This window comes from Lactobacillus melliventris (genome assembly GCF_013346935.1).
GTDB lineage: Bacteria > Bacillota > Bacilli > Lactobacillales > Lactobacillaceae > Lactobacillus.
Genome location: NZ_JAAEEB010000001.1, coordinates 78,189 through 91,584 on the forward strand (window position 1 = coordinate 78,189; position 13,396 = coordinate 91,584).

Consider the following 13,396-nt stretch of genomic DNA (forward strand, 5'->3'; position numbering starts at 1 on the left):
TTTATTTCCTCCTTAATTTAGGCGCTAAAGCTAAGTAGGCTTCTTCTAAATTTTTAGGTTTTTGATTTATTTCTTTTTCAGCTAAGCCAAAAACAGCATTAATGGTGCCGGTAAAAAATACTTTTCCTGCACCTAAAATGACTACCCGCTTAGCCAATTTTTCAACTTCGGACATAGTATGACTGGTTAATAAAATACTAATACCCGAATCAGACAAATTTTTGATTGTATTCTGCACACTTTGTGCAATTTCAACATCAAGACCACTTGTGGGCTCATCCAAGAGCAATAGATTAGGATTATTGAGCAAAGAGCGTGCTATATGCAGTCTTTGCGTCATTCCTTTAGAAAATTCTCCCACTTTTTTATTGGCAACATTCAGAAGGTCAACAATGGACAGAACCCGTTCAATTTCTTTATTCTGCTTGCGCAAAGGTACCTTAGCCAAGTCATCAAAAAATTGTAAATTTTGCTTAGCTGTAGCGTTACGATAAAAACCTAAATCACCACCAAAAGAAACGCCTATGTTTGGTCTCTTTCGTGCAGTGGTAATATCTTGACCATTTAAAATCACATGGCCGGAAGTAGGGATTAAATAACCGCCAATGATTGAGACAATAGTAGTTTTTCCAGCACCATTAGGACCTAAAAGCGCCAGTATCTCTCCTTGGTCAATTGTAAAAGAAACATCATCTAAAGCTTGAAATTTCTGCTTTTTATCCTTATATGTTTCTTTTAAATGTTTAACTTGTAAAATATTATTCAATTTTTTCTCCAAAATTAATTTGTAGTAACTTTATCATTTAAAAAGGAAGGATGATAAATATTTCGTATACAGGTTAATTTGAAGATCTTTTCATGAACATTAAATCTAATAAGAAAAGTATAGCACAACTTTATTTATTTTTTAATTTTTTTACGAATAAAAACCTGCTCATTGCGAGCAGGTTATAATTAATCAACCGATTTTAAAGCTTCTAACATATCGAGGTCTTTTAACTTTTTATTAACGATAAAACCTAAAATGATAGTGATCACACCAATTACACCTAATGGCCACAGAAAACTTGGAGCAGATAATGCCGGATTAAACATAACATTGTCAGGTGGAACAACATAAAGAATGTAGCGATAGAGCAAATCACCAGTTAAATAGCCAACCAATATACCAATGCCTGTTAAAAGAATAGTTTCGCGATAAATATACATTGTTACTTCATTATCATAGAATCCTAAAACTTTGATTGTTGAAAGTTCCCGTATTCTTTCAGCAATATTAATATTAGTAAGGTTATATTGAATTACGATTGCCAAAAGTCCAGCAACTACTATCAACACCAGCATAATCAAATTTAAGGATTGAACCACGACATCCAGCTCTTGACTAACAGCTGTATTTTGGACAACACCGGCCACTCCGGCTAAAGCCATAAATTGGGCAGCTATATTTCTAGTGTTTTTGCGACTAGGATTGTTTAAGTTAACTAAATAGGCGTTAGATTTAAAATTGCGCTTAAAGATATCCTGATATTGAGTCTTATTCATGAAGACAAAATGTCCCATGTACATTTCCGTAATACCAGCTACTTTCATTCTTCTAGACTTATTATCTTTGTCCGTGAGCGTTAGATATCCGCCTTTGCTTACTTTAAGCAGAGTTGCCAACCGTTCCGATATGATGACGCCATTATTACTTAAATGCAGAGTTTGTTTGGTTTTACGATCAGTCAAATGAACGTAATCTTTTAATACCTTGTCAGAAGACGGTGCAATTAACGTAATGTCTTGGGTGTCACCGGTTTTACCGGCAATTTTAGACATAGATTCGTAATAAATTGGAGTCTCCGATTTAATATTGTTTTCGTTTAACTTATTATTGAGAGTCTTTTGCTGGTTAACTGAAATACCAGGCTTTTGGGCGACAATCATGTTGTAATGAATTAGATCGTTGAACTGCCTGTTATTCATGTTAGTAATTGAATTTTTGACAGCGAAACCTGCAAAAAGCATAGTAGCAGCACCACATACACCAAAGATGGTCATCAGCATGCGTTTCTTATATCGAAAAATATTACGAGCAGTAACTTTATGGGTAAAACTGAGATGGTTCCAAATGAAAGGAATTTTTTCCAAAAGAATTGTGGATCCGGCAGCCGGAGCTTTTGGTAACAAGAGGGCAGCTGGCTTTTCTCTAAATTCATTCTTCGCAGTTAAATATGCCGGTAAAACTGAACTAATCCAAGACAATAGGAGAGCTACCAGACTGATCTGCCAGTGAAAGTGTAATTCAATTGGTGGGATCGTTAATGACTTGTAATATGCATGATAAACAATCTGCGGCATCAAAGTATGGCCTAAATAAACTCCTAAAATGGTACCGATGGTACCTGAGATGAAGCCATATGCCAGAAACTTATTGATAATGACATAATCATCATAACCAAGTGCTTTCATTGTGCCGGAATTTATTCTTTCTTCGTCGATAAAGCGATTCATGGTAGTAAATGTAACTAAAGCCGCAACAAAATAGAGAAAAATCGGAAACACTTTTGCTAAATCTTCAACTACTTGTGCCACAGTTGTATAAACTAAATTACCTTCACCACCAGGAACTTCTCGCCGGTTATACACACTATAACTGGGAAGAGCTAACTTATTTAATTGCCTTTTCGCCTTGTTAATTTGCTCTTTACCAGTTTTTATTTTTTTGGTTGCATTACGTGATTTTAGTGCAAATACTTTTTTCTCTTGTTGGAGTTTTTGTTCCTCAGCAGCTATTTCTTGTTCAGCTCGCTCTAATTGAGCCTGGGCAGATGGTGGCAAATTTACACCAGCAGCTTTAGCTTGAGCTATTTTTGCATTTAATTTTTCTTTTTGACTGGCTAATTGCTTTGCGGCAGCGTTAATTTGATGACTGGCAGCTTTTAATTTTTGTTCAGCTTCATGGATCTTCTTTTCTTGCGGCGCAAGTTTTTTGCCAGCAGCAGAAAGAAACCTTGCTTTTCTTTGATGGGCAGTATTTTTTAAATCATCCTGTAAAACTCTTTTATGATTCTTAACCTTGCTGGTATAAGTCTTGCCATAAGAATCAAGCCCCCTCAAATCTTTATATCTTAAGTTGGCAGTCGTATAAACAGTATGGTTAAAAGCGTCAGGATCGACAACTGCATAACCTTTCAGTTCCCCTGTGCCGCTATTGCTTTGGCCTAAATTGACATTGGATAAAATTTGACTAGAGCGCACAAAGCCCACAATTTTAAAACTTTTCCGTTTTAATAGAGTCGTACCTAAAACATTTTTCTTTTCAGTAAAAGTGATTTTTTGACCAAATTGATATTTATTAGAATAATGGTCTGCTAAAGCAATTTCGTTTGACTTAGTGGGCAGATGACCTTTACGAACTTCATATTTGCCCACAGAATTGGGCTTAGAAAAAATGCGAAAACTTTCCTGACTGTTTTTGATAACGGTATCCGTCATGTAACCAAACTCCACAGCCTGCAGGCCCTTAGTTTTCTTGATTTTTTGCGTATCTTTATGATCTAAGCCGTAATTGCAAATAACCGTTAAATCAGCAGTATTGAGCTTTTGTGCATAATGATTGCCAGTATCACGCATATCTGGGCCAGTAACCATTAAACCAACTAAAGCAAACGCACCGATCATCATGAGTCCCATGATAGAAATAAATTGGCCCTTGGTATGCTTAATTGATTGCCAAAAATCTTTTAGAATAACTTTATTCATGATTAGCCTTTTCTACCATTTAACATTTGCAACACTATCTGGATGTGAATTTTCTTCAATTTGGGTGACCTTACCATCATGGAAATGAATTACCCGGTTAGCAAGAGGAGCCAGAGCACTATTATGTGTAACTATAACTACTGTAGTTCCGTTGTTGCGGCTCATATTAATAATCGTTTGTAAAACACTTTTTCCCGTTTGGTAATCAAGTGCACCAGTGGGCTCATCGCAAAGTAAAATTTTAGGATTCTTGGCAATAGCGCGAGCGATTGCTACTCTTTGCTGTTCACCACCAGATAATTCTGCCGGAAAATTATTAATGCGGTTTTTGAGACCAACATCAACCAAAGTTTTTACCGGATCAAGTGCGTCAGGAACGATTTCTGATGCCAGCTCAACGTTTTCTCTTGCTGTAAGGTTTTGAATTAAGTTATAAAATTGAAATACAAAGCCAATATCAGTCCGGCGGTAACTTGTCAGCTGCCGCTTATTATATTTAGCAATATTATTACCATCGATAATGACATCACCGGAACTGTTAGTATCCATTCCACCTAAAATATTTAGAATAGTTGACTTACCAGCACCGGATGCACCCAAAATAATGGCCAGTTCACCTTTTTCAACAGTAAAACTAACATCATTATTGGCTAATATTTCTGTATCTCCTGTATGGTAACGCTTAAAGTTGTGTCGTACGTCAATATAACTCATGAAAATTTGTCCTTATCATTTTTAAAACAATATTCATATTCTTATTCTAATCTAAATAGCTCTCTAATACTTGCAATACGCCCATTTCGTTATTAGACGGTGCCTCATATTTAGCAATTTTTTTAAGGTCTTCATGTCCATTTTTCATTGCATAACTATATCCCGCTAATTCGATCATTTCTTGATCGTTTAAACCATCGCCAAAAGCAATTAATTCTTCAGGTTTAACATTAAAATAACGCAGGAAATATTTTAAACCCTGTCCCTTATTAACGCCACTCGGCATTACATCTATATTATTAAAACCACTGGTAGTACAATGAATTCTTTCTGGATTTGTCTGATTGAATTTTAGTTCTAATTCGTGTGCAAGTTCAGCAGAGCATTCTAAGGTCAATTTGGTTAGGCTATCACTTGGAGGAATATTTATAAGGTTGCCAATTTCACAGGCGTTAGGATAAAAATAATGCATCAAATTTTTAAAGTTGCTTAATGCCTTTTTACTCAGATATGAGTTGTTCAAGCCACTGGCAGCAATTTGAACATAAGGATAATTGGTTTGAATAAAATTAATTAATTTTATGCCAGTTTTATAAGTAAACACATGGCGAACTATTATTTGATTGTCTTTCGTTAAAATTGAACCATTATCAGCGACAATATCAATCCGATCTAAAAATTCATAAAAATCTTGACGTAAACGTGATAATGGTCTGCCACTGGAGACGATAAAGTGAATGTGTCTTTGGCGCAATTTAGTTAAGACTTTTTCGAAGCGCTCATGATCAAACTGTTTTTCATCATTTTCAAAAGTTCCATCCATATCTACGGCTACAGCTTTAAAGGGAATATTTTTCATATAGATCTCCTTAATTTATTTCAGTCACTACTATTATATAGTAGATATTTGGATATTTTAACCACTGTGGGAGAAATAATATTGAGTACTGCTATTTTTGAAAGCATTTTTAACTAAATTTTTCTGATATATAAAAACTCCGAAACCAAAATAGTTTCGGAGAATAGAGCTAATTTAGAATTTAGTCGCTAACTTGAGTAGGCCTTCTTCTGCCGACAAGCCAACAAACTAGGATTGCCAAAATTGTTTCAATAATAATCATGACAATATTTACCCCAATTTTAATTTGACCAAAATTAATTGCGGCATTGTGAAATAGTGTATTTTTCTCACCAAGGTATAGATCAAAAATAATAGAACCGATTATCAAAACAAAAATAGTTGTCCATTGCTTCTTGTTAAATGCAATACCGTATTCTTCTTCACGTCTTCTGATACTTGGTAAAATAGCACCTAAGCCGATTAATACAATGATAGCAACAATATTGATTATTAATTCATACCACCAGTAGCCACTAAATTTTTTAATGTCCTGAGGTGCGATTCCTAAAATAGTTGCTGCAGCAGTCACTATTAGTAAGAATAAACCAGCCAGATATCCCAGCTTATCGTTCTTAATAAAAACGTAGTCTGAGGTAAACTTTTGCGAGTTTTTCCTGATCTGCATGAAAGAGAAGAAGATCCAGCAGGTTACTCCAGGAGAAATAATTCCATTCAAATTCAGCAGCCAATTAAAGATATCGTTCATATCTGGTAGGAAGATACCTAACAGCATAATAAACGCTGACAAAGAAACAGTTAAAATGTAGCCATTAATAGGTAGACCGTTTTTGTCTTTTTTCTGTAAAAACTGAGGCATATACTTATCGCCAGTATCAGAAATGAGCATCCTAGTCATGGCATCAAGAAGAACAGCTAATAAAGCGGCATTATAAAAGACAGATGTCCAGGCCCAAACGTAGAGCAAAGTTTTACCTAAGCCATATTGGTGTCCTACCATGTCAAAAACGTAATAAGCGCCGTTCATTTTTAAATCATTTGGAATATGGTAGCTATTAAAATATATCCCCAAAGCAAAAGAGCCAAAGACTGTCAGGAAAATAGTCATTAATGCCAAGGCAATCATTGCTTTAGGAAAATCAGACTTAGGCTTTTTCATCTTAGTCACATAGGGTGCCACCAGTTCACAACCATTCAGTGCGTAAATAAGCATTGCAATAGTTGTCCAATAATGCATGTCAAACTTAGGAATAAGTGTCCGCCAGGTAAACGGTTGTGTTGCCATGTGACCACCGGATTTTGCTAGTCCCAAGAAAGCCAAGAAAACAAACATCAAGGTCATAATGAGCATTAATCCACCACCAATTGTAGACAGAACTTCCATTGAATGAGAAAAATAATGTTCAACAATAATAAAAATAATGAACATCGCAAAAGTCATCAAGGCGAATTTGGTATTAGAAATTTGACTTTGAAACTTTTCAGAACCGGTCAAAGCCCAGCCAATATCAACGATTATTTCGTTAGCTGAATCAACTGCATAAGGAATTGACGCTGCCCAGTATGTCCAGGCAGTAAAATAGCCGAGAAATTCTCCGTTAGTTCCACGAACCCAGGATGATAAGCCGCCACCTTCATTATTAAAAACAGACCCCAGCTGGCCCACCATTAATGAATAGGGAATGACATAAAACAAGCACATGATAATCCATGAAGTAACAACCGGCATTCCCTGATTTTGAAAGTTGTACATAATATCGTCCAGCCCGATCACGGTACAAAAAGCCATTAGGGTTAAGACTGGCCAAGATATGTACTTCTTGTTTGAATTTATTTCCTCCACTAAAACTCTCTCCTTTGAAAACAATTAATGTTTTTATTTTACTAATTAAATAAAAAATTGACCAGAGTCAAGGTAAACTTATTTTAATGAAAACGGATTAATTTATGTTAAAAAGTGAAGCTAAATAATTGCTAGTATTGAAATTTGTGGTGCTATGCGGTAAGATAATATCGTTAATACGCTATCAAAAGAAAGAAGGATTCTTAAATGTCAGGACATTCAAAATGGCACAATATTCAAGGCCGCAAGAATGCGCAAGACGCAAAGAGGGGTAAAATTTTCCAAAAATTATCTCGTGAAATTTATATGGCTGCAAAGAATGGTGGTCCTGACCCTTCCGGAAATCCTAATTTGCGTATGGTAATGGATAAGGCTCATGCAAATAACATGCCTAAATCTAATATTGATCGTGCTATTAAAAAGGCTGAGGGAAATTCAGACGAGCATTATGATGAAATTACTTATGAAGGCTATGCTCCAGGCGGTGTAGCAATATTTGTTGAAGCATTAACCGATAATAAGAACCGAACAGCTTCTGCTGTTAGAGTTGCTTTTACCAGAAATGGTGGCTCTCTTGGTGCTACGGGTTCTGTTGCATATATGTTCAATCGTAGGGGCTACATTGTTATTGACCGCTCAACAACTGATGCTGATGAAGATCAAATGTTACTTGATGTAATGGATGCTGGCGGTGATGACTTGCAAACCAGCGATGATGCATATGAAATTTACACCGACCCTAAGCAATTTGCTCAAGTACGCGATGCACTTGAAAAAGCGGGCTATAAGTTAGCCAATGCAGAATTGACAATGATACCTGAAACAACCACTCCAGTTCCAGATGATAAAAAAGAACAATTCGACCATTTGGTAGATGCTCTGGAAGATGATGATGATGTTCAGAATGTCTATACAGCAGCTGCAGATGAAGATTAAATGCTGACTAAATATAGAAGGCCTTTATATTAAATGATCAAAGTAAGAAGCATATAAAAGTATGAGTATACTTTTATATGCTTTTTTTACCTAAAATTTTATATAGATAAAAATAGAATTAGTTTCTTTTTAGGTTATTTTTTTAAATCATTAGTCATTTCTGCTTGATCTTCTTCCATAATGAAGCGAAGCATCTTAACATATTTTTCTGGAACATTTTGCCCATGATACAACAGTTGAATATTTTCATCAGCTATATCTATGCAGTAATTACTGTTACTTTCTTCTTGACCTAATAAATAGTCAGTCGAAACATGGAGTTGTTGAGCTACTTTTGTTAATGATTTAATTGAGGGCTTAATGGTTTTCCAACGATAAATACTATTTTCACCGATATCAGCTTTTCTAGCCAGTTCTTTAACGGACATTCCATGTTTTTTGGCAGTATCAAAAATACGGGAGTAAACATTCACTTTTAATTCTTCCTTCAAAAAGTATCATAAATGATTGCATTTTTGTACTTGACCGCTACCATATGTGGTAATATAATAAAATTGTTCACGTAGTGGACAGCACAAAAATTTCATTATTGTGTAAGTTAATTAAGTAGCCGAAGTGTGAAGTCTGACTACTTTTTTAGCTTACATAAATAGTATCACTTGTGGTAGTTGAAAAAGCAAATAAATGGTTGCATAAAGTAATGTAGTCTTTTTAATACCCAAGAATAGACAGTTCCATTAAATGTTAAAACAATTCATCAACTCATAGCAATGGTTTAAAAAATGAAACAAAATTTTCACAAAAGATCACTTTGCGTCAAATAAATTATTATTTTAAAAAAATTGTTATTTATAAATTAGAAGAGCGAGAATACATGAAAAAATCAAGTAAATTCTACAAAGAAGGGAAAAAATTCTTATTATCTGGTGCTACTATTGCGCTTTTAGATTTTTGGACTGTAAATAATCAGGAGGTAGTGCATGCAGCTAAAGTACAAAGTAGACAAACTAAAGTAGCTAAAAAAATTAATGTAGTTTCAAAAACTAACACCTTAAAATTAAAGAAAAGACCTAAAATTATAAAACACCATTTTCAATCTAAAAAAGTAAAAAAGGAAAACTTAACAGACAAACGTAAAGAAATAACATCGGAGTCTACCGCAAATAAAAAGTCTAAAACTCGAAGCAATTCTTTTAAATCTGAGGTCTTAAAAAATCAACAGGTGAAGACTGTACAAAATTTATCAGTTCAGGATCAAAATTATTTAAATAGTAAAACAAACGTGGAGAGTAACAAGGATAGTTATGATAATGACAATAAATCTGAAGTTATTAATCGGAAAGAAGGTGTCAGTAGTCCCAATACTGTTGTTGTAGATCCCAATAATTATTTAAACTATTTTCAACAAAATGGTAGTGCAGCTAGGGAAGGAAATTATACCACGTATACGGATAAAGATGGTGCTTCAGTTGGTAAACAAGTTCTAACTAGTGGTAGTAACCAAGCTGGCAATGTCACATTTAGGGATCCAATTGACTTGAATCAAGACTTTGTTTTCGAAGGCTCAATGAATTTTGGAACAACGACGACGGTTGGTAATGATACTGGTATTGCTGATGGTATTGCCTTTGCCTTTTATACTGGAGAAAAAAATCAAGTCGGTCAAACTGGTGGAAATTTGGGTATTAATGGCATACCTAATGCTATAGGTTGGAAATTTGATACTTGGTATAATGACGGTGTGAATACTGGCCCAGTAAATGGAACTAATGATGTGGAAATTTCATCAAAGGATGAAGCATATGGCGCTTTCGTTTCTACTGATAAAAATGGACTAGGAAGTGTGGATACAACCAATGCGAGTCTTTTTAAAGTTCCTTTAAGTTATGTTAATCAAGGACAAGATAATCCTGTTTTATTAAAATATATAGCAAACGATCACACACTTACAGTTACTATAACAATTAATGGACAGAAATATACTTCTTCTAGACAGTTACAGTTTGATAATACAAATCAATATCTTTTTTTCACTATATCGGCTTCTACTGGAGTTTTACCAACAAAACAACTATTTACAATTAAAAAATTTATCTATGCAAGTAAGCCACAAGCTAAGTTTGTGTACAAAGACATTGTAGAAAATAAATGGTTAGATGAATACTCGCATACTGAAATAGGTACTGCAGGAAACGAAATTTTCCCTGATAAAAATAATAATAATCATGATAAAACTATTAACCGTTTAGAAGAACTAGGATATGAAGTAGTTTCTGATGAGTTTAAACCAGGTGATAAATTTCAAGATAGTCCACAAAATTTCGTTGTCTCTTTGAAGCATAAAACCCAAAAATTCAATCCTGGAGAAAATATACCTGGAACTGATAAAAATGATGATGCCAACCTAATTAAAGAAGTTAAACAGACCATCAAGTACGTTGGAGATCCAAGTCCATTACCCGCCAATGTTCAGCCAGCCGATAATGTTCAAATAGTGAGGTTTACCCGTTATGGCACAGTTGACCTAGTTACTCATAAAGTTATTCTGCCGTATGGTCCATGGACTCCAGCAAGTCAGACACTTAAAGATGTTAATTCACCTGCGATTTCAGGGTATGTGGCAGATCAAAAAGTAGTAGTAGGTACAGAAGTAAATCCAGCCAGTCAAGATATTATTAAGGTTGTTAAATATACCAAAATTCAAGGTGGTAATGGTTCATCCAACAGTAGTACTGGTTCGAATGGCAGCAATGGTTCAAACGGCATTAACGGTTCAAATGGCAGCAATGGCTCTAATGGCAGCAATGGTTCAAATAGCAGCAATGGCTCTAATGGCAGCAATGGTTCAAATAGCAGCAATGGCTCTAATGGTAGCAATGGCTCCAATAGCAGCAATAGCTCTAATGGCAGCAATGGTTCGAACGGATTGAACGGTAAAGTTGATCGTGGAAATAAAGGTGGGTTTAATAATACTGTAAATTCACAAAAGAACAATGATTCTAATAATCCTAATGCTGAAAGTCAGAGAAATAAATTACCAAAAACAGGTAAAGAAGAGAGTTCAAATTTATCTTTGCTAGCTTTAGGAAGTTTAATGCTGGTTGGCACATTAGGAAATGCAGTTTACAGATATATAAAACGAAAAAAAGAAAATTAGGTTTAATTTTATTTTAATAATTAAGATAAAGGAGAGAATTAGAAACTCTCCTTTTTATGCTTTATTAGATTGTTACATCAGAACATTTAAAATTCGCAAAAGGCTCATATGCTAGCGTGAGCTTTTTTAGTTATTAAAAAATTTTATCTCAATTTCGCGTATTTAATATTAGTACAAAGTAAAGGAGGGAATTGATGAGAATCAAAGACACAGTTAATAATATGATTGAAGAAGCAATAAATAAGCGTGCAAGTGACATTTTTTTCTTATTGCAGAGGAATAAGTTAGCAGTTAACTTTAGAACAATTGTAGGAATCAAAAATCAAGCTCACTATCCAGTGAATGAAGGGAAAGAAATAATTAATTTTTTGAAATTTAGTGCTCAAATGGATATAGCTGAACACCGGAGACCTCAAGTGGGAGCTTTTGAATATGAGTATAAAAATGTTGTGTACTATTTAAGACTTTCCAGCATTGGAGACTTTAATGATAATGAATCTTTAGTTGTTAGGATTATTTATCAAATTGATTCTGGCAAATATTTTTTTAATAGGCAAATTGAAAAGTTAACAGACTTAACTAGAAGAAGGGGATTGATAATTACCAGTGGGCCAACTGGGTCGGGTAAAACAACTACTATGTATAATTTGGCAAAAATAGTAGGTAAAAACCAAATGGTAATGACTATTGAAGATCCTGTTGAAATTCAAGAGGCGGATTTCTTACAAACACAGGTTAATTTAGCAGCTGATATTAGCTATGAGGGACTACTTGAAGCATCTTTGCGCCATCGACCAGACATTCTGATTATTGGAGAAATTAGAAATAAAGTCACTGCAAGATTAGCTGTAGATGCAGCTTTAAGTGGCCACCTTGTCTTTGCTACGGTTCATGCCAAAAGCACTTTACAAACTATTTCTAGATTAGAAAGTTTACACGTTAGTACAGCAGATTTGTATAACTGTTTGACGGCTGTATGTTATCAACGCCTTTTACCTACAGCAGATGGTTTTGCCTGTTTGATGGATATTGATAGCGGCTCCCAATTGCAAGAAGATATTAGCCAAGAAAAAAGGGCAGATTTTGTCTCTTGGTCGGAAAATTTAAGTGAGCTCAAAGAAAGAGGAAAAATAAGTGCGCAAATGTTTGAGCAATATCAACAAGGATAAATTAACGAGTAAAGAACGACTAGAGTTTTTAGAATATTTACAAAATAGTTTATCTAACGGCTTTTCCCTTAATGCGAGTTTAGAAATGATGCCAGTAATATGGCCAAATCACAAAAATATTTTTATTAGATTGTGTACTGAAATTCAAGCAGGGAAGAAATTGAGTTCAGAAATGTTAAAGTTAGGTTTTTCTAAAACAATAGTAACTCAAATCGAATTATCAATGGCTCAAGGAAATTTAACAGAGTGCCTGACTCAAATTGCCACACTGGATCGCTTGAAAAATGATCAGCTTAAAAAACTAAAATCTGAGCTGACCTATCCATTTGTTTTAGTTTTGATGATGATTTTCCTTTTACTATTTATGCAAACTTTTGTAGCAAATCAATTTGCTGAATCTGGTGAACATACTGGCGATTATATGTTGTTAATTTTATTATTTTCCTGCTTAGAAATAATTTATTTTATGAGTAAAGTCTTGCTTTTACTAAAAAAACAAGATTATATTTCTCTACGTAAACTGAGGCATTTTCCCATTATTGGGCCCTTAGTGCAAATATACGTGGAATATATTTTAATTTACGATGTTGGACTTTTGCTTGCGAGTGGGTTCTCTTTACAAAAAATTTGTGATTATGCTGCTATGCAGGTGGAGGGCTCATTACAACAACAAATTGGCTTGAGTGTGGGTAAGCAGTTGGCTCAGGGAATAAGTCCTGACTTAATAATCAAAAAAGAGGATTTTTTACCGAATGAATTACTTTTGTTATTACAAACCGGTTCAAAGAAAATAGATTTAAGTAAAAAATTCATGCTTCTAGGACACGCACTTTTTAATGAATTAGCACAAAGAATAGAAAAGTTAATTGTAAATATACAACCTTTTTGTTTTATTTTAATTGGATTATGCATTATTGGCTTATATTTGAAGCTATTATTACCAATGTATGCAATGATGCAAAAAATTTGAG

General features: G+C 34.4%; 10 protein-coding genes. 4 read left to right on the plus strand and 6 right to left on the minus strand.

Annotated elements, in window-relative coordinates; all coding sequences use genetic code 11:
- Position 1: 1 nt before the first annotated feature.
- The 5 genes from GYV61_RS00360 to GYV61_RS00380 form a co-directional block, all read right to left on the minus strand.
- Positions 2–766 (minus strand): ABC transporter ATP-binding protein, encoded by a 765-nt coding sequence (locus GYV61_RS00360; RefSeq protein WP_174794353.1) that lies wholly within the window; start codon positions 764–766, stop codon positions 2–4.
- Positions 767–954: 188 nt separating this feature from the next.
- Complete coding sequence (locus tag GYV61_RS00365) at positions 955–3,747, minus strand: ABC transporter permease (RefSeq protein WP_174794354.1); 2,793 nt, start codon at positions 3,745–3,747, stop codon at positions 955–957.
- A gap of 12 nt (positions 3,748–3,759) precedes the next feature.
- Positions 3,760–4,461 (minus strand): ABC transporter ATP-binding protein, encoded by a 702-nt coding sequence (locus tag GYV61_RS00370; protein ID WP_046324661.1) that lies wholly within the window; start codon positions 4,459–4,461, stop codon positions 3,760–3,762.
- 46 nt (positions 4,462–4,507) lie between these two features.
- The gene (locus GYV61_RS00375; RefSeq protein WP_174794355.1) at positions 4,508–5,320 is read right to left on the minus strand and encodes a Cof-type HAD-IIB family hydrolase; all 813 of its coding nucleotides are present in this window, start codon (positions 5,318–5,320) and stop codon (positions 4,508–4,510) included.
- Positions 5,321–5,501: 181 nt separating this feature from the next.
- Positions 5,502–7,109: an APC family permease gene (locus GYV61_RS00380; protein ID WP_194240780.1), complete on the minus strand. Its 1,608-nt coding sequence runs from the start codon at positions 7,107–7,109 to the stop codon at positions 5,502–5,504.
- Positions 7,110–7,370: 261 nt separating this feature from the next.
- On the opposite strand from GYV61_RS00380, the gene GYV61_RS00385 reads away from it, so the two are divergent.
- A complete protein-coding gene (locus GYV61_RS00385; protein WP_122025907.1) occupies positions 7,371–8,099 on the plus strand; it encodes a YebC/PmpR family DNA-binding transcriptional regulator in 729 nt (242 codons plus the stop codon).
- 134 nt (positions 8,100–8,233) lie between these two features.
- On the opposite strand, the gene GYV61_RS00390 is transcribed toward GYV61_RS00385, so the two are convergent.
- Positions 8,234–8,572 (minus strand): helix-turn-helix domain-containing protein, encoded by a 339-nt coding sequence (locus GYV61_RS00390; protein WP_174794357.1) that lies wholly within the window; start codon positions 8,570–8,572, stop codon positions 8,234–8,236.
- A 401-nt stretch (positions 8,573–8,973) separates the two neighbouring features.
- Here GYV61_RS00390 and GYV61_RS00395 point away from each other — a divergent pair, with 401 nt between their 5' ends.
- The 3 genes from GYV61_RS00395 to GYV61_RS00405 all read left to right on the plus strand — a co-directional run bounded on the left by GYV61_RS00395 (position 8,974) and on the right by GYV61_RS00405 (position 13,395).
- A complete protein-coding gene (locus tag GYV61_RS00395; protein WP_174794358.1) occupies positions 8,974–11,256 on the plus strand; it encodes a lectin-like domain-containing protein in 2,283 nt (760 codons plus the stop codon).
- Positions 11,257–11,450: 194 nt separating this feature from the next.
- Positions 11,451–12,425, plus strand: a complete 975-nt coding sequence (comGA, locus tag GYV61_RS00400) for a competence type IV pilus ATPase ComGA (protein ID WP_174794359.1) — start codon at positions 11,451–11,453, stop codon at positions 12,423–12,425.
- Positions 12,403–13,395, plus strand: coding sequence for a type II secretion system F family protein (locus tag GYV61_RS00405; protein ID WP_194240773.1), 993 nt, complete (start codon positions 12,403–12,405; stop codon positions 13,393–13,395). The genes comGA and GYV61_RS00405 overlap by 23 nt, the downstream gene beginning before the upstream one ends.
- The last annotated feature ends 1 nt before the right edge of the window (position 13,396 follow it).